Source organism: Kitasatospora sp. P5_F3 (genome assembly GCF_054049135.1).
This window is the reverse complement of the sequence record NZ_JBFUMY010000031.1, coordinates 125599-149357: the sequence shown is the minus strand read 5'-3', so window position 1 is coordinate 149357 and position 23759 is coordinate 125599. Positions and strand designations below refer to the sequence as shown.

Annotated in this window: 25 protein-coding genes; 16 read left to right on the top strand and 9 right to left on the bottom strand. The window is 72.3% G+C overall.

What is annotated here, in order from left to right; translation table 11 throughout:
• Nucleotides 1-16: 16 nt before the first annotated feature.
• Together pruA and ACXJMZ_RS19760 are read left to right on the top strand one after the other, a co-directional pair.
• Nucleotides 17-1645, top strand: a complete 1629-nt coding sequence (gene pruA / locus ACXJMZ_RS19765; protein ID WP_457031375.1) for an L-glutamate gamma-semialdehyde dehydrogenase — start codon at nt 17-19, stop codon at nt 1643-1645.
• Nucleotides 1646-1737: 92 nt separating this feature from the next.
• Nucleotides 1738-2667 (top strand): proline dehydrogenase family protein, encoded by a 930-nt coding sequence (locus tag ACXJMZ_RS19760; RefSeq protein WP_457031374.1) that lies wholly within the window; start codon nt 1738-1740, stop codon nt 2665-2667.
• A gap of 59 nt (nt 2668-2726) precedes the next feature.
• On the opposite strand, the gene ACXJMZ_RS19755 is transcribed toward ACXJMZ_RS19760, so the two are convergent.
• Complete coding sequence (locus tag ACXJMZ_RS19755; RefSeq protein ID WP_457031444.1) at nt 2727-3902, bottom strand: TerD family protein; 1176 nt, start codon at nt 3900-3902, stop codon at nt 2727-2729.
• Nucleotides 3903-4106: 204 nt separating this feature from the next.
• Here ACXJMZ_RS19755 and pepN point away from each other — a divergent pair, with 204 nt between their 5' ends.
• Both pepN and ACXJMZ_RS19745 read left to right on the top strand, forming a co-directional pair.
• Nucleotides 4107-7547 (top strand): aminopeptidase N, encoded by a 3441-nt coding sequence (gene pepN / locus ACXJMZ_RS19750; RefSeq protein ID WP_457031373.1) that lies wholly within the window; start codon nt 4107-4109, stop codon nt 7545-7547.
• Between the two features lie 228 nt (nt 7548-7775).
• The gene (locus ACXJMZ_RS19745) at nt 7776-8273 is read left to right on the top strand and encodes an SsgA family sporulation/cell division regulator (protein WP_457031372.1); all 498 of its coding nucleotides are present in this window, start codon (nt 7776-7778) and stop codon (nt 8271-8273) included.
• Here the strand turns inward: ACXJMZ_RS19745 and ACXJMZ_RS19740 are convergent.
• Nucleotides 8192-9631 carry a GAF domain-containing protein gene (locus tag ACXJMZ_RS19740; protein ID WP_457031371.1) on the bottom strand — a complete coding sequence of 480 codons (1440 nt, stop codon included), beginning with the start codon at nt 9629-9631 and terminating at the stop codon, nt 8192-8194. The genes ACXJMZ_RS19745 and ACXJMZ_RS19740 overlap by 82 nt on opposite strands.
• A 161-nt stretch (nt 9632-9792) precedes the next feature.
• Here ACXJMZ_RS19740 and ACXJMZ_RS19735 point away from each other — a divergent pair, with 161 nt between their 5' ends.
• From ACXJMZ_RS19735 to ACXJMZ_RS19725, 3 genes are read left to right on the top strand one after another with little or no spacing between them, the layout of a single operon-like run.
• Nucleotides 9793-10446, top strand: a complete 654-nt coding sequence (locus ACXJMZ_RS19735; RefSeq protein WP_457031370.1) for a phosphatase PAP2 family protein — start codon at nt 9793-9795, stop codon at nt 10444-10446.
• Nucleotides 10447-10503: 57 nt separating this feature from the next.
• Nucleotides 10504-11625, top strand: coding sequence for a TIGR03364 family FAD-dependent oxidoreductase (locus tag ACXJMZ_RS19730; protein WP_457031369.1), 1122 nt, complete (start codon nt 10504-10506; stop codon nt 11623-11625).
• A 13-nt stretch (nt 11626-11638) separates the two neighbouring features.
• A complete protein-coding gene (locus ACXJMZ_RS19725; protein WP_457031368.1) occupies nt 11639-12472 on the top strand; it encodes an HAD family hydrolase in 834 nt (277 codons plus the stop codon).
• A 65-nt stretch (nt 12473-12537) separates the two neighbouring features.
• Here ACXJMZ_RS19725 and ACXJMZ_RS19720 read toward each other — a convergent pair whose 3' ends face one another.
• Complete coding sequence (locus ACXJMZ_RS19720; RefSeq protein WP_457031367.1) at nt 12538-13338, bottom strand: cupin domain-containing protein; 801 nt, start codon at nt 13336-13338, stop codon at nt 12538-12540.
• A gap of 219 nt (nt 13339-13557) precedes the next feature.
• Between ACXJMZ_RS19720 and ACXJMZ_RS19715 the strand changes: the two genes are divergently transcribed.
• The 6 genes from ACXJMZ_RS19715 to ACXJMZ_RS19690 all read left to right on the top strand — a co-directional run bounded on the left by ACXJMZ_RS19715 (nt 13558) and on the right by ACXJMZ_RS19690 (nt 18566).
• On the top strand, nt 13558-14559 hold the full coding sequence (locus ACXJMZ_RS19715) for a hypothetical protein (protein ID WP_457031366.1): 1002 nt from the start codon (nt 13558-13560) through the stop codon (nt 14557-14559).
• Nucleotides 14560-14561: 2 nt separating this feature from the next.
• Nucleotides 14562-15695: a hypothetical protein gene (locus ACXJMZ_RS19710; RefSeq protein ID WP_457031365.1), complete on the top strand. Its 1134-nt coding sequence runs from the start codon at nt 14562-14564 to the stop codon at nt 15693-15695.
• Nucleotides 15696-15708: 13 nt separating this feature from the next.
• Nucleotides 15709-16062, top strand: a complete 354-nt coding sequence (locus tag ACXJMZ_RS19705; RefSeq protein WP_457031364.1) for an effector-associated constant component EACC1 — start codon at nt 15709-15711, stop codon at nt 16060-16062.
• A complete protein-coding gene (locus ACXJMZ_RS19700) occupies nt 16059-17126 on the top strand; it encodes a caspase, EACC1-associated type (RefSeq protein ID WP_457031363.1) in 1068 nt (355 codons plus the stop codon). The genes ACXJMZ_RS19705 and ACXJMZ_RS19700 overlap by 4 nt, the downstream gene beginning before the upstream one ends.
• Nucleotides 17127-17468: 342 nt before the next feature.
• Nucleotides 17469-18014, top strand: a complete 546-nt coding sequence (locus ACXJMZ_RS19695; protein WP_457031362.1) for a DUF6193 family natural product biosynthesis protein — start codon at nt 17469-17471, stop codon at nt 18012-18014.
• Between the two features lie 27 nt (nt 18015-18041).
• Nucleotides 18042-18566 carry an AAA family ATPase gene (locus ACXJMZ_RS19690; RefSeq protein ID WP_457031361.1) on the top strand — a complete coding sequence of 175 codons (525 nt, stop codon included), beginning with the start codon at nt 18042-18044 and terminating at the stop codon, nt 18564-18566.
• Nucleotides 18567-18619: 53 nt separating this feature from the next.
• Here the strand turns inward: ACXJMZ_RS19690 and ACXJMZ_RS19685 are convergent, their stop codons facing one another.
• From ACXJMZ_RS19685 to ACXJMZ_RS19675, 3 genes are read right to left on the bottom strand one after another with little or no spacing between them, the layout of a single operon-like run.
• Nucleotides 18620-19093, bottom strand: coding sequence for a class I SAM-dependent methyltransferase (locus tag ACXJMZ_RS19685; RefSeq protein WP_457031360.1), 474 nt, complete (start codon nt 19091-19093; stop codon nt 18620-18622).
• A 13-nt stretch (nt 19094-19106) separates the two neighbouring features.
• Nucleotides 19107-19286, bottom strand: a complete 180-nt coding sequence (locus ACXJMZ_RS19680) for a hypothetical protein (protein ID WP_457031359.1) — start codon at nt 19284-19286, stop codon at nt 19107-19109.
• A gap of 9 nt (nt 19287-19295) precedes the next feature.
• On the bottom strand, nt 19296-19802 hold the full coding sequence (locus ACXJMZ_RS19675; RefSeq protein ID WP_457031358.1) for a LysR family transcriptional regulator: 507 nt from the start codon (nt 19800-19802) through the stop codon (nt 19296-19298).
• A 209-nt stretch (nt 19803-20011) separates the two neighbouring features.
• Between ACXJMZ_RS19675 and ACXJMZ_RS19670 the strand changes: the two genes are divergently transcribed.
• The 3 genes from ACXJMZ_RS19670 to ACXJMZ_RS19660 are packed head-to-tail and all read left to right on the top strand — an operon-like array spanning nt 20012 to nt 20738.
• Complete coding sequence (locus ACXJMZ_RS19670) at nt 20012-20419, top strand: RidA family protein (protein ID WP_457031357.1); 408 nt, start codon at nt 20012-20014, stop codon at nt 20417-20419.
• On the top strand, nt 20416-20550 hold the full coding sequence (locus tag ACXJMZ_RS19665; RefSeq protein ID WP_457031356.1) for an NAD(P)-binding domain-containing protein: 135 nt from the start codon (nt 20416-20418) through the stop codon (nt 20548-20550). Before ACXJMZ_RS19670 ends, ACXJMZ_RS19665 begins: the two co-directional genes overlap by 4 nt.
• A gap of 38 nt (nt 20551-20588) precedes the next feature.
• Complete coding sequence (locus ACXJMZ_RS19660) at nt 20589-20738, top strand: hypothetical protein (protein WP_457031355.1); 150 nt, start codon at nt 20589-20591, stop codon at nt 20736-20738.
• Here the strand turns inward: ACXJMZ_RS19660 and ACXJMZ_RS19655 are convergent.
• The 3 genes from ACXJMZ_RS19655 to ACXJMZ_RS19645 are packed head-to-tail and all read right to left on the bottom strand — an operon-like array spanning nt 20723 to nt 23754.
• Nucleotides 20723-21130, bottom strand: a complete 408-nt coding sequence (locus tag ACXJMZ_RS19655; RefSeq protein ID WP_457031354.1) for a DUF3224 domain-containing protein — start codon at nt 21128-21130, stop codon at nt 20723-20725. The genes ACXJMZ_RS19660 and ACXJMZ_RS19655 overlap by 16 nt on opposite strands.
• Nucleotides 21131-21168: 38 nt before the next feature.
• Nucleotides 21169-21741, bottom strand: a complete 573-nt coding sequence (locus ACXJMZ_RS19650; protein WP_457031353.1) for an exonuclease domain-containing protein — start codon at nt 21739-21741, stop codon at nt 21169-21171.
• Between the two features lie 48 nt (nt 21742-21789).
• Nucleotides 21790-23754: a phosphocholine-specific phospholipase C gene (locus ACXJMZ_RS19645; protein ID WP_457031352.1), complete on the bottom strand. Its 1965-nt coding sequence runs from the start codon at nt 23752-23754 to the stop codon at nt 21790-21792.
• Nucleotides 23755-23759 lie beyond the last annotated feature (5 nt).

The window sequence follows — 23759 nt, the reverse complement described above, 5'->3', positions numbered from 1 at the left end:
AAGGAGAGCGTGCGCCATGGATGCTGTGACCCAGGTCCCCGCGCCGGTTAACGAGCCGGTCCACAGCTATGCCCCCGGGAGCCCCGAACGGGCCCGGCTGGAGGCCAAGCTGAAGGAGCTGGGCGGCCAGGAGCCGGTCCAGCTGACCATGACGATCAACGGGGAGCGCCGCATGGGCGGCGGCTCCGAGTTCCACGTCGTCCAGCCGCACAACCACGCGGCTCGGCTCGGCACGCTGCGCAACGCCACCCAGGACGACGCGCGCGAGGCCATCGACACTGCCCTGGCCGCCGCCCCGGCCTGGCAGGCGCTCTCCTTCGACTCCCGCGCCGCGATCTTCCTCAAGGCCGCCGACCTGCTGGCCGGCCCCTGGCGCGAGACGCTGGCCGCCGCCACCATGCTCGGCCAGTCCAAGACCGCGCAGCAGGCGGAGATCGACACCCCCTGCGAGCTGGTCGACTTCCTGCGCTTCAACGTGCACTTCGCCCGGCAGATCATCGCCGAGCAGCCGATCTCCTCCGAGGGCGTCTGGAACCGTAGCGACCACCGTGCGCTGGAGGGCTTCGTCTACGCGATCACGCCCTTCAACTTCACCGCGATCGCCCTCAACCTGCCCACCGCCCCGGCCCTGATGGGCAACGTGGTGCTGTGGAAGCCCTCCCCGACCCAGCAGTTCTCCGCGCACCTGCTGATGCAGCTGCTGGAGGCCGCCGGTCTGCCCAAGGGCGTCATCAACATGGTCACCGGTGACGGCAGGGACGTCTCCGAGGTCGCGCTCAAGCGCCCCGAGCTGGCGGGCATTCACTTCACCGGCTCCACCGCGACGTTCCAGCACCTGTGGCGCGAGGTCGGCGCGAACATCGCCAACTACCGCTCCTACCCGCGGATCGTCGGCGAGACCGGCGGCAAGGACTTCCTGGTCGCCCACCCGTCCGCCGACCCGGCCGTGCTGAAGACCGCGATGACCCGCGGGGCCTTCGAGTTCCAGGGCCAGAAGTGCTCGGCGCTCTCCCGCGCCTACGTCCCGGCCTCGCTCTGGGCCCAGATCAAGGACGACTTCCGGGACGAGGTGGACGGCCTGACGATGGGTGACGTCACCGACCTGACGAACTTCATGAGCGCCGTCATCGACGACCGCTCGTTCGCCAAGAACAAGGCCGCGATCGACCGCGCCCAGGCCGACCCCTCGGTCGAGGTGCTGGCCGGTGGCACGTACGACGACTCGGTCGGCTGGTTCGTCCGCCCGACCGTGCTGGTCTGCTCCGACCCGGCCTCCGAGTACTTCAAGGACGAGTACTTCGGTCCGATCCTGTCGGTCCTCGTCTACCAGGACGACGAGTACGACGCGATGCTGACCCAGATGGAGTCGGTGTCCAGCTACGCGCTGACCGGCGCGATCATCTCCCAGGACCGCGAGGCCGTCCAGCACGCGATGCTGAAGCTCCGTAACGCGGCGGGCAACTTCTACATCAACGACAAGCCGACCGGCGCCGTGGTCGGCCAGCAGCCCTTCGGCGGTGCCCGGGCCTCCGGCACCAACGACAAGGCCGGCGCCAAGCAGAACCTGATGCGCTGGACCTCGACCCGCTCCATCAAGGAGACGTTCGTCCCGCCGACGGACTACCGCTACCCGCACATGGGCTGACCCAGCCCTGAGTGCTCATGGGGCGGCGGCAAACACCCTCAGCCGCCGCCCCACCCCCTTCTTCCCCCGCTGAATCATCGCCAGGAGTACCGATGCTCCGTTCCGCCCTCCTCGCCGCCTCCCGCTCCCCGCAGGTGCGTACCGTCGTCGAGAAGTTCCCGCCCACCCACGCGATAGTCGAGCGCTTCGTCGCCGGTGAGCAGCTCGACCAGGCGGTCTCCGCCACCGACGAACTGATCGCCACCGGCCGCAAGGTGACCCTGGATCACCTGGGCGAGGACACCAAGGACGCCGAGCAGGCGGCCGGCACCGCCGAGGCGTACGAGCACCTGCTCTCCGCGCTCACGGACACCGGCCTGGCCGCCGACGCCGAGGTCTCGGTCAAGCTCTCGGCGGTCGGTCAGTTCCTCCCGGTCGACGGCGAGAAGATCGCGCTGGAGAACGCCCGGCGGATCTGCGCCGCGGCCGCCGAGGCGGGCACCACGGTCACCCTGGACATGGAGGACCACACCACCACCGACTCCACCCTGTCGATCGCCCGCGAGCTGCGCGCCGACTTCCCGTGGCTCGGCGTGGTGCTCCAGGCGTACCTGCGCCGCACCGAGGCGGACTGCCGCGACCTCGCCACCGCCGGGTCCCGGGTGCGGATCTGCAAGGGCGCCTACAAGGAGCCCGAGTCGGTCGCCTTCCAGGGCAAGCGCGACGTCGACCTGGCGTACGTCCGGGCCCTCAAGGTCCTGATGAACGGCGAGGGCTACCCGATGGTCGCCTCGCACGACCCGAACATGATCAAGATCGCCGGGCAGCTGGCCGAGTGGCACCACCGCGGCCGGGACAGCTTCGAGTACCAGATGCTCTTCGGCATCCGCCCCGAGGAGCAGCTCCGGCTCGCCGAGGCCGGCAACACCATGCGGGTCTACCTCCCGTACGGCCAGGAGTGGTACGGCTACTTCATGCGCCGCCTGGCCGAGCGCCCGGCCAACCTGACCTTCTTCCTCCGCGCGATGGCCACCCGAGGCTGACGGGTGACACCGGAAGGGGCCGGAGGCGGCAACCCGCCCCCGSCCCCTTCGGCGTCCGGTCAGAGCATCGCGCCCGCGGGCTTGACCATGGCGCGGGCGGTCTTGGCGCTGACGTACTCGCCGATGGCGGTCATCACCCACTCGCCGGAGTACTGGCGGACCAGCTTGCACATCACCACGCCGGTCTGCGGCTCGGAGGTGGTGAGGTCGAAGCGGACCAGCTCCTGGCCCGAACCGGCGTCCAGCAGGCGGCAGTAGGCGTTCTTGACGTCGGTGAACTTCTGGCCGGAGAAGGAGTTGACCACGAAGACCAGGCCGCAGACCTCCGGCGGCAGGCCCTCCAGATGGACGGTGATCGACTCGTCGTCGCCCGCGCCCTCGCCGGTGAGGTTGTCGCCGGAGTGCGCGATCGCGCCGTTGAAGATCGAGAGCTTCATGAACCAGGCGGTCTCGATCTTGTTCCGCTGGGCGTCGAAGGCGATGCAGGAGGCGTCCAGGTCGACGTTGCGGCCGCGGCCGGCCGGCTCCCAGCCGAGGCCCATCCGGATCGCGGAGAGGAACGGCTTGCCGGCCTTCTCCAGCGAGACCGAGCCGCCCTTGGCCAGGCTGACCTTGCCCTTGTCCAGGGTGACCTTGGTGAGCGAGGCCGGGACGGCGGGCGGGGTGACCGGCCTCGGGGGCGTGGCAGTGGCCGGGGCGGCAGGGGTGGGAGCGGACGTCGGCATCGGCGGCGGCGCGGGCGAGTCGTCCACCGAGACGCCGAAGTCGGTGGCGATCCCGGCCAGCCCGTTGGCGTAGCCCTGGCCCACCGCGCGGACCTTCCAGGCGCCGGCCCGCCGGTAGACCTCGACCACCACCAGGGCGGTCTCCCGGGTCAGCCGGGGCGGGGTGAAGGTGAGCAGTACGGCGCCGGTGTCGGCGTCCCGCAGGGTGGCGGTCGGCTCGGTGCCCGCGAAGGTGGCCCCCGCGTCGTCCAGACTGGCCGTCACCACGATCTTGTCGATCCCGGCCGGTACCGCGCCGGTGTCCACGGTGATCGCGTCGGGTACGCCGCCCGCCGCCGGACGGTGCGTCACCCCGGGCCCGTTCGGCGCGTTGAAGAAGACGAAGTCGGCGTCCGAGCGGACCTTGCCCGACTCGGTCAGCAGCAGCCCCGAGACGTCCAGCGCCTTGGGCGCGGTCACCTCGACCGTCACCCGGGCCGCGGTCAACGGCGCGTTGCCGCCCTGAGTCAGGACCGTCGTCACTGTGCTCCTCCTGATGCGCGCTCAACTGGCTGGTGTGCCTGGCCCTGAGCCTAACCAACCGACGGCCCGTCCGACCCGGCTCGGCGCCGTGTGGCGACAGCAGTCCGCGGCGCAGTGCCGCGCAGTGCCGCTCTGAGCGGAATGCTGCGAAATGGTCTTGAACGGGGTGCCGGGCTGGGGAAGCATGCAGGGATGCCAGCTCTTCAACGTACCGAGGCACGCACCCGTGCCCAGCTCCTGCAGGTGCACGGCTACGCCATCGACCTCGACCTGACCCGGGGCGAGACGGTGTTCGGCTGCACCACCGTGATCCGGTTCGGCAGCGCCGAGGCCGGAGCCGGGACCTTCCTCGACCTCCGCCCGCAGACCCTGCACCGGGCCGTGCTGAACGGCACCGAACTCGACCCGGCCGCTCTGGACGGCAACCGGCTGCAGCTCACCGGCCTGCTGGCCGAGAACGAGCTGCGGCTGGAGACCGACCAGAACTACTCCAGCACCGGCGAGGGCCTGCACCGCTACACCGACCCCGCCGACGGCGAGGTCTACCTGTACGCGACCTGCGGCCCCGACCTGGCCCCGCTGGTCTTCCCCTGCTTCGACCAGCCGGACCTCAAGGCACCGCTGACCATCACCGCCACCGCTCCGGCCGGCTGGACGGTGCTCGGCAACGGTGCGGGCAAGCAGGTCGCCGAGGGGCGCTGGGAGTTCGAGCCGACGCTGCCGATCTCCACCTACCTGTTCACCGTGGTGGCGGGCCCGCTGCACTCGGTGTACGCCGAGCACGACGGCATCCCGCTCGGCCTGCACGGCCGCCGGGCGCTGGCCGCCGACCTGGACCGGGAGGCCGCGGAGCTGTTCGAGGTGACCCGCGCCTCGCTCGACCGGCTGCACGAACTCTTCGACCAGCGCTACCCGTTCGGCCGCTACGAGCAGGCTTTCGTGCCCGAGTTCAACTGGGGCGCGATGGAGAACCCGGGCTGCGTGGTGTTCGCCGAGGAGATGCTCTTCCACTCCGCGCCTACCGAGGCCGAACGGGCCTCCCGGGCCATGGTGGTGGCGCACGAGATGGCCCACATGTGGTTCGGTGACCTGGTCACCCTGCGCTGGTGGGACGACATCTGGCTGAACGAGTCCTTCGCCGAGTACCTGGGTTACCGGGTGGCGGCGGAGGCCACCCGGTTCACCAACTCCTGGAGCGGCTTCGCGGTCAAGCGAAAGGGCTGGGGCTACGACGCCGACCAGCGCGCCAGTACCCACCCGATCGCCGCGAACGGGCTGGAGAGCGTCGCCGAGGCGATGAGCAACTTCGACGGCATCTCCTACGCCAAGGGCGCCGCCGCGCTGCGCCAGCTGGTCGCCTGGCTGGGCGACGAGGCGTTCTTCGCGGGCATCAACGAGCACTTCGCCCGGCACCGGTTCGGCAACGCCGAACTCTCCGATTTCCTGGAGGTGTTGGCGCAGAGCAGCGGCCGGGACGTGCACGGCTGGGCGGAGCGCTGGCTGCGCACCAGCGGCGTCGACACCCTGCGCCTGGCGGTCTCGTACCAGGACGACGGCGACCGGATCGTCTCGGCCGAGCTGATGCCGGACGGCAGCCGTCCGCACCTGGTCGGTCTGGGTGTCTTCGATCTGGACGCCGACGGGCGGCCGGTGCTGCGCGAGTCCTTCGAGGTGGAGGTCGAGCCGGGCCGGCCGACCGCCCTGCCGCAGCTGGCCGGTGCACCGCGCCCGGCCCTGCTGCTGCCCAACTTCGGCGACCTCAGCTGGGCCAAGATCCGGCTGGACGAGCACTCCTGGCGGACCGTCAGCTCCTCGCTCTCGCTGATCGAGGACCCGCTGACCCGCGCGGTGCTCTGGGAGCACGCCCGGGACCTCACCCGGGACGGCGAACTGCCGCCCGCCGCCTACCTGGACCTGGTCGCCGCGCACCTGCCGGGCGAGCCGGTGGACGCCATCGTGGAGGCGGTGCTGACCTACTCCCGGCTCCGCCTGCTGCCCTGCCTGGCACCGGCCGACCGGCCGGCCGCCGAAGCCCGACTCGCCACGGTGGCACGGGAGTTGCTGGCCCGGCCGGAGGTGGACCAGGGGCTGCGGCTGGCCGCACTGAAGTCCGCGATCGAGAACGCGACCGGCACCGGGCAGCTCACCGAGCTGGAGCACTGGCTGGCCGACGGGGCGTACGGGGCGGAGCTCAGCGCCTCGCTGCGCTGGGCCGCGCTGCTCCGGCTGGCGGCGCAGGGCGTGATCGGCGAGGAGCGGATCGCGGTCGAGCTGGCCGCCGACCCCGGGCTCACGGCGGCCGAGGGCGCTGCCCGGGCCCGGGCCGCGCTGCCCGGCGCCGAGGACAAGGCGAGGGCCTGGGCGCTGCTGTTCGACCCGGCCGGCGGGCTCTCCAACGCGCAGTTGAACGCGACCGCCCAGGGGTTCTGGCAGTCGGGCTCGGAGCAGCTGCAGAGCGCCTATCTGGAGCGGTACTTCGCCGAGATCCCGTCGGGCGGAAAGCGCGGCGACATCACCGCCCGGCTGCTCGCGAGCAGCCTGTTCCCGGCCGGCCGGTCCACCCCTGAGCCCGGGGGATGCCCCCGGGCCACCGCGTACGGATCAGCCGAACAGGCCCCGGACGGCCACCGCGCGCGGCTCGTCCAGCAGGCTGAACGCCGAGGCGGTCCAGGTCTCCTCGGGGGCGAGGCTCGGGCGCGTGGCGAGCGGGTCCACCAGGGAAGTGGCACCGTGCACGGCGAAGACGTACGCGCCGGGCTCGACGTCCAGACCCGGGGTGAGGGTGAAGCGGTAGATCACCGTGCCGCGCTCCTGAAGGACCGTCACCACCGTGCCCGGCAGGTTGCTCCAGGGCAGGGTGCCGGGCAGTGCGGTCGGCCGCTCGAGGCGGAACTCGACCTGCAGCGCGGTGACCGGCGCGACCACCGTCAGCTCCAGGGTGTGCCGGGTGCCCGAGAGGCCGAGCGGCCGGCATTCGGCCAGGCCGGTCAGCACCTCCGGCGCCTTGGCGGCCGGGACACTGTCGGCCGGGACGCCGCCGGCGGGCTGTGCGGCGGCGATCGGCGGCTGGCTGGGGCCGTGGCCGGTCGGCGGGCCGAGGGACGGACCGGCCGACGGCACGGCGGACTCGGACTCGGACGGGCTCGGGGAGCCCGACGGCGCGACGGGGGCCCCGGTGACGGGCGACGGCGGCGCGGAGCTCCGGGACGGCGTCGGCCCTGCGGTGACCGGGCGGGCCGGGGGCTGGCTGGTTCTGGTGGTCGGGTTCCCGGTCTTGACGGACGGGCCGGGCGTGGTGGTCGTCGCGCTGGGGGCGGGCGAGTTGCTCGCGACCTGCTGCGGGACGGCGTCGGGGCTCGGCCCGGGCGGGCTGGCGCCGACGTTGATGAGCCCGGGCGGCCGGCCGACGTTCTGCTGCTGGCTGACCAGCCAGGTGGTGGCCACGCTGATGCCGACCACGGTGGACATCGCCATCGCGGCGCCGGAGAACCGGAAGCCGGGCAGCCGGAAGCGGGCGCCCACCGGTTTCGGCCGGCCGTGCCTGGCCTGCCGCTGGTCGGGCTCGGCGACCCGCACCGTCCCGCTCTTCTCGCGGAGCATCAACTTGCCCCCCTCCCCACCGTCCGGGCATGACACCACCCACGCGCGGGCAGAGTGCTGGAGAGACTACCAGCGGTCACCTGACGGTTCGCCAGGCCCGGTGCGAAACGGCTTGATGACACTTCTGCTCCGTCAGTTCCGGCGGCCCCGAAGGCGGTTGACGGGTGCTCGGCCGGCCGTTGCAACCTCTTTGCAACCGTTGCAGCGGGGGGCGCACTGCCGCAGTCTGGGCAGAACCCCAGCCGCCTCGGAGAGATCGTCATGCCGCGCGACCCACTGTCAGCAGCCTCGAACCCGCCGTTCGCCGCCACCCCCACGGGCGACGAGGCGGTCCGACCCGACGAGCCCGGGCCGGTGGAGGAGATCCTGATGCTGCGGATCGCACTTGACGAGGACTCAGTGGGCGAGGTGCGCACCCGGTTCAGGTACGACCCGGACCGGCCTTACGAGGTGCTGCTCACCTTCCACCTGGGCCGCTCGGACGAGGCGGACTGGGTGTTCTCCCGTGACCTGCTCCGGGACGGTCTGCAGACCTTGAGCGGCCAGGGCGACGTCAAGCTCTGGCCCGCGTACTGCCCCTGCCACGGCTCGACCCTGCACCTGGCGCTCGAATCACCGCACGGGCAGGCCCTGTTGGAGGTCTCCAAGCCGAGGGTGAAGGACTGGCTGGACCGCACCTACGCCTGTGTCTCGGCCGCGGACGAGGCGGCCGCCGGGCCGACCGACGACCAGCTCGCCGCACTGCTCGCCGAGGGCTGAGACTCTCCGGGCAGGCAGGAGCCGACGCACCCGGCCCCCGGCCATCTGAGCACTCCGCGCAGCAGGTCGGCCCGCAGCTTCCGGACGGCCGGGGCGGAGGAGGTCGGCAGCAGGTCGTACGGGTCGCCGGGAGGCAGCACCGAGACCTCGGCGGACCGGCTGAGCCGGTAGGGCCGGTGGTCCAGCAGCCCGCCCAGGTAGCGCCGCAGCCGGGAGACCTCGGCCCGGACGGTGACCGTCCTGGCCCGGTCGCCGAACAGCGCCTCGGCGAGCTGGGCGGCGCTCAGCCCGTCCCGGTGCACCGCGAGCAGCAGCACGAGCTCGGCGTGCCGGGGGCTGAGTGCGTGCGACCAACTGCCCACCGCGCCGCGGACGCCCAGCTCGGGCCGGGTGCTGCGGCGCAGGTCCAGGGTGATCGTGGCGCCCTCGGTCTGCTCGGCCAGACCGTCCGGGTCGGTGCCACCGCGCAGCGGGCGGATCAGCCAGCCGTCGGCCAGCGGTTCGACCGCGCACTCGCCGATGGTGGGCAGCCAGAGCCGGGGCGAGGAGCCGAGCCCCTCGGCGGGCAGCCGCAGCCGGGGGACCGGCGGCAGGCCGATCGCGGCGGCCGTCCAGCCCGCGCTGTCCACCACCATGGCGGGCTGGTCGACCCGGGCCAGCAGTGGAATGGCCACCGTGCGCAGCTGGTGCAGCGCCTCCAGCTGACGGGCCTTCAGCTCGGCCTCGGCCAGCCGGGCGGCGGTGGCGGCGAGCGGCAGCAGGTAGGGCGCCATGGTGCGGGCGGGGCCGCTGAGGTTGACCGCGCCGAGCAGCTGCCCGGTGCGCGGGTCGTGGATCGGGGCGGCCACGCAGGTCCAGTCGTGGTGGCTGCGCAGGTAGTGCTCGGCGGAGTGCACCTGCATCGGGCGGCGGACCCGCAGCGCCATCCCGATCCCGTTGGTGCCCACCTCGTCCTCGACCCAGCGGGCGCCGGTCTCGAAGCCTATGCCGTCGGCGACGCGCAGCAGCGGGCGTTCCCCCTCGTGCCAGAGCACATGGCCCTCACCGTCGCTGATCGCCAGGATCAGCGGGATTCCGCTGGTGGGGAGCAGCAGGGTGGAGCGGAGCACCGGGAGGATCTCGGACAGGTGGGTCTCCCGGCGGCGGTGTTCGACCTCGGCCGGGCTCAGCCGGTACGCGTTCCGGCCTCGCTCCGGGTCGAGCCCGAGCCGGCGCAGCCGCTCCCAGGAGTCCCCGATCTCCGGTCTGGGCTCGGGGGCGCCGGGGTCTCCCGACATCGTCCGGTCGTGCTGGCGGTCCAGGTCGAGGGCCTCCGGGGTCCGGCGAGGCTGCGGGACCGCGCGATGACTCTCCAGCAAACCGGTGCCTCCCCGTCCCGTGGTGTCCCGAGACAGGTTACGACCGTCGGCCCCTTGATTGGGGGGCTTGGCAAATCTTTCGACCGTTCGGTATGGAGACGATCTGTCAGAGTTTGATCCGAAATCAGGATCTTCTTCGGCGTCTGGTAGTAGTTGTCTCTGTGATCCCATTTGTTCAGGAGACGTTCAGGTCCGCGCCGCTCGCCTACGACGGCAGCGGGATCGACGGCGGCCTCTACACCACGGTCACCGGCTGGGCGCAGGACGCCCCGCACTGGTTCGACCGGCTGGTCGAGGCCTGGTCGGACCTCGGCCTGGTGGTCTTCGCGCTCTTCATGCTCTACGGCTGGTGGCGGGCCAGGGGGGCCGACCCGGTGGTGATGGCCCGGGTGCTGGCGGCCCCGCTGATCGTGGCCGCCGCCTACCTGGTGAACCTGGCGCTGAAGAGCCTGGTGGAGGAGGAGAGACCCTGTCGGCAGATCCCCGGCAGCATCACGCTGGAGGCCTGTCCGGTGCCGGGGGACTGGTCCTTCCCGAGCAACCACGCGGTGATCGCCTTCGCCACCGCGACCGCGCTCTGGTTCGCCTGGCGGACGCTCGGCCTGGTGTGCGGGGTGGCTGCGCTGCTGATGGCCGCCTCCCGGGTCTGGATCGGGGTGCACTACCCGCACGACGTGGTGGCCGGTGCGCTGGTCGGCATCCTGGTGGCGATCCCGCTCGCGCTGGCGGCGGCCCGCGCCGCTCCGCTGGTGGACCGGGCCCGCAGCGGCCCGTTCGGCCCGATGTTGTCTGTACAACTCTTGAGGGGCGGTTAATCTCCGCGCCGCCGGTCGGACGTCCGTAGGACACCTGGAGGCTTCAGTCTGGCCGCCATGAGAGTCATCGTCGTAGGAGCGGGCGTGCTGGGGACCATGCACGCCTGGCAGGCCGTCGAGCGCGGCCACGAAGTCGTCCACCTGGAGCGCGAGAGCGAGGCGCGCGGCGCCTCGGTGCGCAACTTCGGCCTGGTCTGGGTCAGCGGCCGGGCCGCCGGGGAGGAGCTGGCGGTCGCGCTCCGGGCCCGCGAGCTCTGGGAGGGCATCGGCGCCAAGGTGCCCGGGCTGCACTTCCGGGGCAACGGCTCGCTCACCGTGGTCCGTACCGAGGCCGAACTCGCGGTGGCCGAGCAGGCCCTGCTGCGGGACGACGCCGAGACCCGGGGCTACCGGCTGCTGGACGCCGAGCAGACCAGGGCGGCCAACCCGGCCCTGCGCGGCAAGCTGCTCGGCGCGCTGCACTGCGACCGGGACGCCGCCGTCGAACCCCGGATCGCCCAGCCCGCGCTGCGCGCCGCGCTGGAGGCCACCGGCCGCTACACCTTCCTGCCCGGGCGCGAGGTCCGGGAGGTGGTCGGCGAGAACGCCGTCCGGGACGACCACGGCCAGACCCACCAGGGCGACCTGGTGATCCTCTGCACCGGCGCCTGGCTCGGCGGCCTGGTCCGCGAGCTGGCCCCCGAACTGCCGGTCCGCAAGGTCCGGTTGCAGATGATGCAGACCGATCCGCTGGGCGAGTCGCTGCCCACCTCGGTGGCCGACGGCGACAGCTTCCGCTACTACCCCGCCTTCGCCGGACCTGCACTGGAGGAGCTGCGTGCGGCCCAGCCGCAGGGCCCGGTGGCGGCCGAGCACAAGATGCAGCTGCTGATGGTCCAGCGCCAGGACGGCGGCCTGACCATCGGTGACACCCACGAGTACGACCAGCCGTTCAACTTCGACGTGGTCGAGGAGCCGTACGAGCACCTGGCCGCCGTGGCCGAGGAGCTGCTCGGCCGGCCGCTGCCCCGGATCAGGCACCGCTGGGCCGGGGTGTACGCGCAGTGCGTCGACACCACCCGGGTGGTGCACCGGGAGCAGCTGCGCAGCGGCGTCTGGCTGGTCACCGGGCCCGGTGGGCGCGGTATGACCTGCTCGCCCGCGATCGCCGAGACCACCGCCCAACTCGCCAACCTGTAAGGGTAGTTCTGCAATGACTGACATCTCTCTGGTCGTACTCGACATGGCCGGCACCACCGTGGCCGACGACGGTCTGGTCGAGCGGGCCTTCCAGGCCGCCGCCGACGGGCAGGGCGTCGAGGCGGGCAGCGCCCAGCACCAGCGGATGCTGGAGCACGTCCGGGCCACCATGGGCGAGTCGAAGATCTCGGTCTTCCGCCACCTGTTCGGCGCGGAGGAGCGGGCCCAGCAGGCCAACCTGGACTTCGAGGCCGCCTACCACCGGCTGGTCGACGAGGGCCACTGCGCGGCACTGCCGGGCGCGGCCGAGGCGATCGCCGAACTGCGCGCCTCGGGCCGCAAGGTGGTGCTCACCACCGGCTTCTCCCGGGCCACCCAGGACCGGATCCTGGACGCGCTCGGCTGGCAGTCGGTCGCCGACCTGACGCTCTGTCCGGCCGAGGCGGGTCGCGGCCGGCCGTACCCCGACCTGGCGCTGACCGCGCTGCTGCGGCCCGGGGCGGTGGGAGCCCCGGGCCGGCCCTTTCCGGTGTCAACCGCCGGCCGGGAATCTGATCGGCATCGCTTCGGTCAGGGTCGGCGGCACCACCGCGATCAGCAGCGCGCTGAGCCCGTCGGGCCCGGCGTGCAGCACCGCGCCGCTGTCCAGCGGGCAGACCGCCAGCGCGTTCCGGCGCAGCGGCAGGGTGCTGCCGTCGGGGGAGACCAGGCGGCCGCCGCCGCTGACCACGAACCAGATCTCCTCGGTGCCGGCCCGCCCCCGGGCGTCGATCCGGCTGCCGGGGGTAAGCACCAGGTGGTCCACCGCCTCCGTCTCGCTGTGGAAGAAGCCCCGGCGGGCCAGTGACTGCCCGGTGCTGCGTACGGCGCTGTCGCGCAGGGTGAGCGGGGCGCGCCCCGTCCGCGAGATGATCATGCTGCGCTCCCGTCGGCCGACCCGTTGTCCAGCCGGCGGCCGTCCCTGGCGTTCGGCACCCCCAGACTGGCGGTGAAGAACCGCAGCGGCAGCCCGTCGGCCTGCAGAGTGACCTGGCTGCCGAGCGGCAGGGTGACACCCGTACCGGGCGCCAGTACCACCTCGGTCTTCCCGGCCTTGGCCAGGCCGGTGCCGTTCAGCACGAACAGGGTGTGCTCGCGGTCGTCCGACCGGAAGGTCTCCTGCTCGCCGGGCTCCAGCGTGACCAGCCGGGCCTCCCGGAGCGGGCCGCTGAGCAGGGTGGTCAGGTCGGCCGGACCGTGCGCTTCGAGGTCGATGACGGTGGCGGTGCTCATGAGGTGCCTTCCGGAGTGACTCGGATCGCCCGTGAGTGTGGCGGCGACGGGCGGGCTGATGACTTCGATGACGATCCAGTCGAGGTCCTCGGAGCCCGGGTTGTTCAGCCGGTGCCGGGTCCCGACCGGGTTGGTGATCAGGGTGCCGGGCCCGACCGGGTGCAGCTCGCCGTCGAGCAGCAGCTCCCCCTGGCCGGAGACCACGAAATACAGCTCCTCGGTCCGGCTGTGGTGGTGCACGCCGCACTCCGCGCCGGGCGGCAGGGTGGAGATCTCGATCGCCTCCCAGGTGCCGTCCAGGCCGAGCCTGCGGGCCAGGCACTTCCAGCGCGCGACGGCCAGGCCGCCGTGCATCGCGTACACGTCGGAGGCACCGCCGGGTGCCGCGACGATCAGCTCGTCGGCGTACTCGACTTCCGTGGTGGTGGGGGTCGGCCGCATGCCGCTCTCCTCCTCGGGTGTTCGGTCGGGTTTTTGTACTGCCCCCATCGTGCGGAGCCCGCGGTCCCGGACGCCTGGGGCAGGTGTCACCAACCGGTCCCGACAGGGAGGTTGGTTCGTCTGACAACGGCTCGTCCATGTGCGAACATGTCCACCGCCAAAGAGAACTGATGATCAGCCAGGGGGACTCGCATGATCAGAACAGGCACGCCTCAGCCCATGCCCGGTTGGGACGGCGGCGACGGCAACAGCGCGTATCTGGACAAGACCCTGCGCCATGCCCCGGTCGAAACGGCACTCGACGACCGGGTCGGCCTGCGGACCCTGCTCGGCCTGGTGGCGCCCGCCTGGATCGTCGGCACGGTTGTCGCGGTGAGCCTCAGCGTGCTGGGCCTGCTGATCGCGTCGACCGGGGGCGAGTTCGACTCCGCCGTCAGCAGCTACGGCAGCCGGTACGGCGAAAGCGAGGGCGGCAGCGGCTTCGGCGTCTTCCTGCTGATGTCGGCCATCCCCGCCTCGTGGGTCGCCTTCCTGCTGGTGCTGCTGTTCCAGCGGGTGATCGAACCGATCGCCGAGTGGCGGGTGCTGCTGCACGAGCGGGCCGACAGTGATTCGGCGTACGCGCAGATCCGGATGGTGGTGCTGCAGCGCGGCTACCCGCTGGCCCACCAGGACGAGTGGACGGCGGCCGGCCCCGGCGGCCGTGACCTGGTGAAGCGGCTGGTGCTGAGCCAGGGGGACTGCACCGCGCACATCGCGGTCTTCACCTACGGCAACGGCCTGTACCTGGGCTGGCAGATGTGGCGTTCGCGGCGGTCGAGCAAGCTGATCGGCCAGTACGTCCGGGACATCGTCGGCAACTTCACCGGCAAGGCCGACCTGCAGTGGGCGATGGCCAGGACCGAGCAGGTCCGTGCCATGCGCGAGGCCGTGCACGCGGCCTGCCGGGAGGGGCTGGTGGTGGCGATCGAGGGGCGTCAGGTGCCGCTGAGTGCGGGGTTCCCGGACGGGCGGATCCCGCTGGTCAAGCAGGCGGGTGTGCCGATTTCGGGTGCTCCGGTTGCTGGGGTTCCGGCGCCGGGTGCCACCGGGAGCTTCCCGGTTCAGCAGCCGCCGCCTTCGCCCGCCCCGTCGTACGGCCCGGTCGCCCCGCCTGCTCCTCCCGCGCCGCCGGTCGGGCCGCCCGGTACCTGGTCCGGTGGTCCGGTCGGCCAGGGGTGACGGTGGATCAGTGGGGCCCCGGCGTCCTGGTCCGCGCCGACGGTTCGGGCGGGTACGCCGCCTGGACCGCCCAGCGGATCGCTCCGGCGCCGGGGCTGGCCGAGCACCGGGCCTACACCGGGCTCGGTGAGGAGCAGCGTCGGGCCGAGACCGAGGCGGCCGAACTGGCCTGGCTGTCCGGCCTGTGCCGCCCCGGCGGCCGGTTCGAACTGCGCTGCACCGGTGGTCCCGCAGATCCGATCCGGGCCGTCCTGCTGACCAGGGCGGACGCGCCGACCCCGGCAGTGGCGGTGGCCGCCGCCAAGGACGTGGCGGGGATGCTGCCCGCCCATGTGACGGGTGAACCGGCCGATGTGGCAGTCGAGTTGACCGCGCTGACGGCGGACGGCAGCCCGCCCGCCGCGGTGGACCTGCGGGAGATCCGGAAGCGGATCGACGTCCGGACCATCGCCCGGCCGAGCTCGCCCCGCCGCCAGGCCGCCACCGCCGCACCGCTCCTTCCGAGCGGCCGGTCCTGGGAACTGCTCTGGACCGAGCTGGCCCGGCAGCCGGTGCCCACCGCACTCTCGGTGGCCCTGGAGCCGGTCCAACTACTCCCCGAGGCCGGGCTGTTGTTCCACCAGTTCGCCGAGCTGTACGCCCGGCTGGCCGCCCCGGTGGACGGGAACCCGCTCTGGCAGGGCGCCCGCCGGGGCGATCCGGCGGCCGAGGCGGGCCGCGACTTCTTCGACGACGCGATCCGCCGCTACCTCGGCCCGGTCTTCCGGCTGCGGATCACCCTGGCGGCCGCCGGGCCGCTGCCGGCCGGGCTCGCGCAGCTGGCCGCCGACCAGGTCGGCGGGGCGGTGCTGACCCCGGACCTGTCCGAACGCGGCCTGGCCTGGCGGAACTTCACCACCCTCGCGCTCGACCCGCTGCCCCTCACGCACCGTCCGCCGGTGGACCCGGGCGACTGGGGCGACGTCGAGCAGGAGCTGTCAGGACTGGTCGACCGTCAGGAGGCGGCGGCCGCGTTTCGGCTCCCGTACGAGTTCACCGGGCGCGCCGTCCGACTGTTCGAGCGGCCGCCGCCCGGGCCGCTACCGCCACGATCGACCCAGGGCGGCCCGCTGCCCGGTCTCTCCCCTCTGCTCTGAAAGGTCCTTGCTCGTGTCCCAGTTCACCATCGCCTTCGACGGCACCGACGACGACGTCCGGGAGGATGCCGAGGCGCTCCACCAACACCTCGACCGGGACAGCGAGTTGCGTGGTCTGACCGACAGTCGGATCCGCCCGCCCCGCCCGGGTGAGCAGGGCGGCATCGCCGACGCGGTCCAGTACGCCGCCGACCTCGGGCCGCTGGTGATCGGCCCGTTCTGCGTCTGGCTGGAGGCCCGGCTGCGCCGCAGCGGCGTGTCGCTGGAGCTGCGCCGCCCGGACGGCACCGAGCTGCGGATCTCTGCCGACTCCACCCGGGACAGTGCCGAACTGCTCGACCAGGTCGCGGAGTTCCTGGCGGAGTGAGCGCCTTGCCGCTGCTTCCCGACCGGGCCTCCTCCTGGGCGGTACTGATCGCCGTCGGGGCGTACGCGGAGCTGTCGGCGATGCCGGAGGCGGTCCGGTCGGCCGAGCTGCTGGCCGATCATCTCGGCGGCCCCGACGGGGTGTTCGAGCCTGATCGGGTGATCCGGGTGTTCGATCCGCAGAGCGCCCGGGAGGTGACCGACCGGATCGCCTGGGCGGCCGGCCAGGCGACGAGCACGCTGTTCGTCTACTACGCGGGTCACGGCGTGACCGGTGGTGGTGCCGAGCGGCTGCATTTCGCGCTGCCCGGTACCGTCGACCAGTCCGGCGTGCTGAGACGGACCGCACTCTCCGCCGACGCGCTGTTCGCCGCGATGGGGCAGCGGGCCACCCACCGGGTGGCGGTGCTCGACTGCTGCTTCGCCGGTCTGGCCCTGGACGAGCCGGCCGCTGCGGATCTGCACCTGCTCACCGCGGTGGACCGGAGCCGCAAGGCGCTGTTCAACCAGGAGCTCGGGCTGACCCGGTTCGCCGAGGAGTTGCTGCGGCTGTTCGAGGAGGGTGTGCCGGACGCCGGTTCGTGCCTCGATTTGGACCTGATCTACCGCCAACTGGCGGTCAATCTGAGTCAGTTGCCCGCGAAGCGGTCACCCGCCTACGTGGCGCCGATCCCGATTCAACGTACGGTCGACGCCAGCGGCAGCCTGGCTCTGGCCCGCAACCGGGCGTACGGCACGGCCCGAACCGAGCCGGGCCTGCGGGCCAGAGCGGCCTTCGCCTACCGCCAGTTCGCCGTCCGGCACCGCCGCCAGCCCTGGCACCAGCCACAGGCCACCGCACTCCTGCATGCCATTGCCACCGACGCCGCCGACTCCCTGGGTCGCACCCACCCCCTGACCTTCCAGCTCCGCAACGCCCACGCCCAAGCCGTCGGAGCCACCGAGGGCCACCCCGCCGCCCTGGCCCTGCTGGAGCCCCTCGCCACCGAGGCCGCCGCCGCCCTGCCCGCCGACTCCCCGGTGCTCGCCGTCATCCTGGCTACCCTCGCGGAGTACCGGACGTGATGCCGAATGCAAGGGTCCGGCTTCATCCGGAAGGGGGCATCAGCCCTGTCTCCCCGGTGCTCGACCTCGTGAGCTTCCGGAAGCACATGACACTTATCGCCACCACCCTCCGCGAGGCGCAGGCTGCGGTGCAGGAGTGACCTGGTCGTGGGAGTACTGGACCAGTAGGGAGGGGTGATGGACTTCAGGGTGGGGCTTGGCGGGGGTGGCTGGGACGATGACGGGGTCCTCCGGGCTGCGCTGAAGCGTACGGCCGAGGAGTGCGGGCTCGCCCTGCCCGAGTCGGATGAGAGGTGGGGGCGCCTCGCGGAGTACGTCGACGCGGGAAGCGGTCGGCGCGTGATGGTGTATCCGCCCGGCGAGCGGCGGCAGACCTTCCAGGTGAGCCTGCGGGCGAACGGTCCGACCCTGGCCTGCGGGTGGACCGCGGACCTGGCCGAGGTGGTCAGGGCGACGGCGGCGTGGGCGGGCGGCGCGGGGCTCGAGGAGACCCGGGTGTGCGCCCCGTTCGTCCGGTTCAGGCCCTGGGCCCTCGCCCACGAGCGGGAGCCGTTCGGTGCCGTCGAGTTGACGTGGCGTGTCAAGCTCGACCGCATCCACATGCCGCCGTACGACCGGCACCCGCGCGCCCACGCGCTGTTGGCGGCGGCGTACGCCCAGCCGGTGCTCCGCGGGCTGATGCCGGTCAACAGCCACTTCAACCTCTGGTTCTCCACCAGTGTCGAGGGGTTCTGGAAGGCGCGGGCCGGTCACGTCATCTGCCCGTACGACGAGGAGCGGTACGGGGTGCGGAACGACGGCGAGCTGGTCGCGCGCACCGAGACGCCGGAGGAAGCCGTCGCCCTCGTGGTGGCCGCCCTCCCGGAGGGGATCGGGCCGGCGAGCTGAGGCGGCGCCACGCTAGCGTTGGGCCCCATGATCGTATGGCTCAACGGCACCCACGGTGCAGGGAAGACGACGACCAGTGCACTCGTGCAGCAGCTGATCCCGGACTCACGGGTGTTCGACGCCGAGAAGGTCGGCGAGACACTCATGGACATCACACCGGGGCTGCCCGCGACGGACAACTTCCAGCACTGGCCGCCGTGGCGGCCGCTCGTGGTCGAGACCGCCCGCCGCGTACTCGACTACACCGGCGGCACTCTGGTGATGCCCATGACCGTCCTGGTCGAGCAGTACTGGCGCGAGATCAGCGCGGGCCTGGCTCAGCACGCCATTCCGGTACGGCACTTCGTCCTCCACGCCGACCAGGACACTCTCCGCGAGCGCATCGCGGGCGACACTGTTGTCGGCCCCAACTCCTGGTTCCGCCTCAAGTACCTCGAGCCCTACGCCGAGGCGGCCCGTAGCTGGCTGCACGCCGAGGCCGAGGTCGTCGACACCACGCACCTCACACCCGCCCAGGCTGCCCGGCAGATCGCGGAGGCCGTCAAGAGCTGAGTTCCGCCCGCCGCCCTGGCTGAGCGCCGGACCTGACGCGCGGCCGGGCCAGGTCAAGTTGACGGGCGGTAGTACGAGGCGACGCCTGGCTGGCCGGTGTAGTTGGGTCCGGCGGTGTCGTCCGCGCCGAGGTAGTCGAACGGCAGCCTGACGGTGCGTCCGCCGTCCAGGGTGAGCAGGTGTTGCCGGGCGCGGTACTCGAAGCCCGCTGCCCGGAGCGCCGCCAGCACGGGGCGGGCCAGCGAGCCGCCGTCGGAGTGCCGGACGGACTCCGGGTCGAACTGTGCGGCGAACCGGCCGTCCCGGCCCAGCCAGTCGGCGATCCGGGCCAGCAGCCCGAGCTTGTCGCCGAGGTAGTGCAGGCCGTGCACGCAGGTGATCAGGTCGTACCTGCGGCCGGGGGCCCAGTCGGCGAGCGAGGCGGTGACCAAGCGGACGGTGGCGGCCGAGGACCGGTGGCCGACCGGGCCCACCAGGTCCACGCCGGTCAGCACCGCGTCGGCCGGGAGTCGGTCGGCGGCGAGCAACAGGGCGCGCCCCTCACCGCTGCACAGGTCGAGCCAGGAGGCCGGGCCCGGCCCCGAGCAGCCACTCGGCCGGGTCGAAGCCGAGTTTGCGCCGGTAGCTGTTGACTCCGGTCAGGGCCCGCTCGCGGTTCATCGTGCTGTTCGCCACGACGGTGGAGCGGTCCAGGTCGTAGTCGGTCAGCAGGGTCGCCATCGGCCCAGGCTACCGGCCGGCCACCACTGCCTTCAGGGCGTCCAGGAAGAGGGTGGCGGGCGCCGGATCACCGGTCCGGACGGCAGCCAGGACGGTGCGGGTCGGGGGGTCGTCAAGGAGCCGGACCAGCTCGACCCCGGGAAGCCGTGGCAGACCCGGCGGGTAGTCGGTGACCACCGCGACGTCCAGCTCGCCCTCGCGTAGGCGGGGGAGCAGCTTGGGTGTGACGTCCTCGACGAAGGTGACCCGGGCGCCGGGGCGGTCCCGGGCGTAGCGGGCGAGGGCGCGGGGCAGCAGGGTGGCGGCTGCGGTCGGGACGGCGCCGACCCGCAGCCGGGCGGCCTGGTCGCGGCCGACGGCGGTGATCTCCTCGGCGGCCCGTTCGGCCCGGGTGACGATCGCGTGGGCGTGCTCCAGCAGGACCAGCCCGGCCGGGGTCGGCCGGACGCCCCGGGCGTGCCGCTCCAGCAGGGAGCTGCCCAACTGCCGTTCCAGTGCGGCGATCTGACGTGACACGGCGGACTGGGTTGTAGCCCAGGGGCTGGGCGGCCGCGCTGATCGAGGTGAGCCGGCACACCTCACGGAAGGAGCGGAGGGCAGCGAGTTCCATGCACGGGAGGGTGTGCGGTGGACGCATGGCTGGGCTGCCGGATATTCGCTACCGGAAGATCAGTGCGGGGGCGAGGATGACGCGGTATCAGTAGGCTCCTCCGGAAGGACCCGTCATGTCCCAGCTCAACCGAATCGGCGACCCGGCCGGCGTAGCTCCCAGCGGCCGTTACAGCCATGTGGTCTCCGGCGCCGGGCGGCAGGTGTTCGTCGCCGGGCAGGTGGCGTTCGACGAGAAGGGTCAACTGGTCGGCGAGGGCGATGCGTTGGCCCAGGCCCGGCAGGTCTTCGCGAACCTCGGCCACTGTCTGGCCGCCGCCGGGGCGGGCTTCGAGCACCTGGCGAAGCTGACCATCTTCGTGACCGACATCGCCCACCTGGAAGGCGTCCGCACCGCCTGGGACGAGGCGCTCGACCCGGCGTACGCCCCGGCCAGCTCGGCCGTCCAGGTTGCGGGGCTGTTCCGGCCCGAACTGCTGCTGGAGATCGAGGCGTTCGCCGTCGTGCCGGAGCCGGTCGCGTGAAGGTCACCGTCTGCGGGCTCGGCCGGATGGGAACCGCCTTCGCCGCCGCCCTGGTGACGGCCAGTCATGAGGTGACCTGCTGGCGGACGGTCAGTTCGGCCGACTGGTCGCCGCCAAACGCGAGCGGCTGACCGAAGAGTCCTACGGGGACGCCGACTTCACCCTCGCGGTGCTCGCCAAGGACCTCCGGCTCGCGCTGGCCGCCGGGCCCGCCCTGCCGGTGGCCGAGGCCGCTGCTCGTACGGTGGCGGCGGCCGTGGCCGACGGCGGGGCGGAGCAGGATCTCTCGGCCCTGGCCCGGGGTCAGGCGATCTCGTAGTCGAACCAGATCCGGTGGGTGCCGTCGGCGTCCACCTGGAGACCACCGCCGCCGGTGATGCCCGCCAGCTCACCGGCGCCGCTGGACGGCACGATCAGGAAGAACCGGTCGGTCGGCTCGCCACCTGCGGTGGTCATCGAGTGGACGAAGTTGAATGCGCCCACCAGCCCGTTCAACGAGCCTTCGAAGGACTCCATCGCCAGGTAGGTGCCGACCCCGGCCGCCTGGTCGTACGCGCCGGTGAACACGGTGGTCGAACGGCCCGCCGCCTCGCCCTCGAACTGCTTCTCCATGATCGCGACCCCGACCGGCAGCGCGGTCTTCACGACCGGATCGATCGTCAGCTCGGCCGGGACGAAGCTCTTTACGGTGAAGGTGCCGGAAGCTCTCATGTGGCGGATGGTACGGCGGGGCACTGACAGAAAGCGGATCAGCCCGCCTGCGGCGGGTCGGGCCAGCCGCCCCGGGCCGCCAGGTCGAGCACCAGTGCGCCGATGTTCCAGGCGTCGTCCTCGCCCCGGTGGTGGCGCCCCTCCAGTGGCAGGCCGGCGATCTCCAGGGCCTGCGCCATGCCCGGCCGCTTGCGCAGCCCGTACACCTCGGTGAAGACCGCCTTGGCGTTCACGTGCCGATGGCCGAAGGGGTAGGCGACCCGGTAGCCGCACTGGCGGGTGAACTGCTTCCGGTCGTAGTCGCCCCAACTCGCCCAGGGCAGCGCTCCGGTGTCGTGCTCGGCGGCCAGCAGGCGGCACGCCTCGGCGAAGCTCACCCCGGTGTCCACCTCGGCCTGGGTCAGCCCGGTCAGTTGGGTGCAGAAGGCGCTGACCGAGGAGCGGGCGGGGCGCACCACGATTCGGTGCCGCCCCACCCGCTGCCCGCTGTCCAGGTCGACCACGGTCAGCCCGATCTCGATGATCTCGCTCACCGCGCCCACCGGCGGCATGCCTTCCCAGCAGGTCGCCTCGATGTCCACCACGTTCAGCAGTCCGGCTGTCCTGTACATCCGCCGAGCGTAGGTGGGCCGGGCTCGCCGGGTCACCCGGATTAGCCGTCAGTGCAGGGTGCCCGCGTAGCGCTGGGTGAAGCGGGTGCCGGTCGCGGCGGTCACGGTGACGTCGTAACGGCCCTGGTCCAGCGCCCAGTTCAGCGTGCGGGTGGACTGAGCGGGGACCCAGACGGACTGCGCCGGGGTGCCGAAGTCGTTCGGCGTGGCGGCGAGGTAGGCGGGCGTCCGGCCGGAGTTGGTCAGGGTCAGGGTCAGCGAGGACCCCGTGACGGCGGCGGTCACCACCGGGACGGCCACGTCGTCCTGCCCGGCCGGCACCACCGAACCGGCGAACCGGCGGACGAAGCCGTCCGGGCCGTGCACGGTGAAGTCGTACCGGCCGTCGGTGGCGGCGGTGTCCCAGACGTAGTTCGCGGAGGCACCGGCGGGGACGGTGTACGGGGTGCCGGCGAAGGCGTAAACGATGTTCGGGTAGACCATGTAGGGGAAGGCCACCGAACCGGAGTTGGCGAGCGTACAGGTGACCTTGCCGGTGGACCGGTCGACCGTTACGTCGGCCCACGGGCGGTACGGGAGGCGGCGGTGCGGGCGGGCTCCGGGCTCCTGGACGGGCTTCGACTGGGCACCGATGGCGGGGAGTTGGACGGACGGCAGTTTGGCGGCGGCGTCCGCCTTGGCCATCAGCGCGGCGGTGTCCGGCAGGGTGGGCAGCGAGAGGTCGGGGGCGCCGAAGTCGAAGCAGCTGGTCAGGTCGCCGCTGACGGCCCGTCGCCAGGCGGAGATGTTCGGCTCCTGCACGCCGGTGACCACCTCGAGCAGCCGGAGCACCGAAGTGTGGTCGAACACCTGGGAGTTGACCCAGCCGCCGCGCGACCAGGGCGAGGCGACCCAGCACGGCACCCGGTTGCCGAAACCGATCGCCCGGCCCTGGGTGAACTCGTTCGCGGTGCCCGCCTCGGGTGTGGGCGGCACCATGTGGTCGAAGTAGCCGTCGTTCTCGTCGTACATCACCACGTAGGCGGTGTGCTTCCACACCTCCGGGTTGGCCATCAGCGACTGGAGCGCGGTGTTCACCCAGTGCGCCCCGTAGTTGGGGTTGGCCGCCGGGTGCTCGCTGAACAGGTACGGGGCGACCAGCCAGGAAACCGTGGGCAGGGTGCCCGCCTTGCAGTGCTGGTCGAAGGCGGTCAGGTCCCACTTGGTCATCGCGTTGATGTAACGCGGGTCGGTGGCCGGGAAGTTGTGGAACTGCTTGAAGTAGGAGAGCGCGTTGTCGTCGTAGTCGCCGGTCCGGTCGTCCTTGCTCGGGTTGTGGTAGACCCGCCAGCTCACCCCGGCGTCCTGCAGCCGCTCGGCATAGGTGGTCCAGTCGGCCACCGGGTTGTCGGTGACCGGGGTGTTGTCGATCCACGGCCCGGTGGTGCCGTCCACGCCGGGGCCCGAGGTGCCGGTCCACAGGTATAGCCGGTTCGGGTCGGTCGGCCCGGCCAGCGAGGTGAAGTAGGCGTCGCAGAGCGTGAACGCGTCGGCCAGCGCGTACTGGTAGGGCACGTCGGCGCGGGTGAAGTACCCCATCGCCCGCTCGCCCTTGGCCGGGATCCACTTGTTCATGGCGCCGTTGTTGATCGCCTGGTGGCCGGTGGCCCAGTCGTGGGCGAGGCCGCCGGCGTTCTGCGCGTTGTACTTGCTGGTGTCCATCCGGTACGGCAGCATCACGCCGCCGTCGCTGCGGCCCGCGTCGGGCTGGCGGAACACGTTGCCGCCGTCTGGGAACTGCAGCGCCTGCTTGTCGTCGAAGCCCCGGACACCGTTCAGGGTGCCGAAGTAGTGGTCGAAGGAGCGGTTCTCCTGCATCAGGATCACCACGTGCCGGATGTCGGCGACCGTCCCGGTGAGCCCGACGGAGCCGGGGGTGGCGGCGGTGGCCTCACCGGTCGGCAGGCCGACCAGGGCGGCGGCGCCGGCGGCCGCGGTGGCCCCGACGAAGGTGCGACGGCTGAACTCGGTCATCGGAT

Excerpts from the sequence above, each read along its gene's own strand:
- pruA (WP_457031375.1), top strand. The coding sequence starts at position 17 with ATGGATGCTGTGACCCAGGTCCCCGCGCCGGTTAACGAGCCGGTCCAC.
- ACXJMZ_RS19760 (WP_457031374.1), top strand. The coding sequence starts at position 1,738 with ATGCTCCGTTCCGCCCTCCTCGCCGCCTCCCGCTCCCCGCAGGTGCGT.
- pepN (WP_457031373.1), top strand. The coding sequence starts at position 4,107 with ATGCCAGCTCTTCAACGTACCGAGGCACGCACCCGTGCCCAGCTCCTG.
- ACXJMZ_RS19745 (WP_457031372.1), top strand. The coding sequence starts at position 7,776 with ATGCCGCGCGACCCACTGTCAGCAGCCTCGAACCCGCCGTTCGCCGCC.
- ACXJMZ_RS19730 (WP_457031369.1), top strand. The coding sequence starts at position 10,504 with ATGAGAGTCATCGTCGTAGGAGCGGGCGTGCTGGGGACCATGCACGCC.
- ACXJMZ_RS19725 (WP_457031368.1), top strand. The coding sequence starts at position 11,639 with ATGACTGACATCTCTCTGGTCGTACTCGACATGGCCGGCACCACCGTG.
- ACXJMZ_RS19720 (WP_457031367.1), bottom strand. The coding sequence starts at position 13,338 with ATGCGGCCGACCCCCACCACCACGGAAGTCGAGTACGCCGACGAGCTG.
- ACXJMZ_RS19715 (WP_457031366.1), top strand. The coding sequence starts at position 13,558 with ATGCCCGGTTGGGACGGCGGCGACGGCAACAGCGCGTATCTGGACAAG.
- ACXJMZ_RS19695 (WP_457031362.1), top strand. The coding sequence starts at position 17,469 with ATGGTGTATCCGCCCGGCGAGCGGCGGCAGACCTTCCAGGTGAGCCTG.
- ACXJMZ_RS19690 (WP_457031361.1), top strand. The coding sequence starts at position 18,042 with ATGATCGTATGGCTCAACGGCACCCACGGTGCAGGGAAGACGACGACC.
- ACXJMZ_RS19680 (WP_457031359.1), bottom strand. The coding sequence starts at position 19,286 with ATGGCGACCCTGCTGACCGACTACGACCTGGACCGCTCCACCGTCGTG.
- ACXJMZ_RS19670 (WP_457031357.1), top strand. The coding sequence starts at position 20,012 with ATGTCCCAGCTCAACCGAATCGGCGACCCGGCCGGCGTAGCTCCCAGC.
- ACXJMZ_RS19655 (WP_457031354.1), bottom strand. The coding sequence starts at position 21,130 with ATGAGAGCTTCCGGCACCTTCACCGTAAAGAGCTTCGTCCCGGCCGAG.
- ACXJMZ_RS19650 (WP_457031353.1), bottom strand. The coding sequence starts at position 21,741 with ATGTACAGGACAGCCGGACTGCTGAACGTGGTGGACATCGAGGCGACC.
- ACXJMZ_RS19645 (WP_457031352.1), bottom strand. The coding sequence starts at position 23,754 with ATGACCGAGTTCAGCCGTCGCACCTTCGTCGGGGCCACCGCGGCCGCC.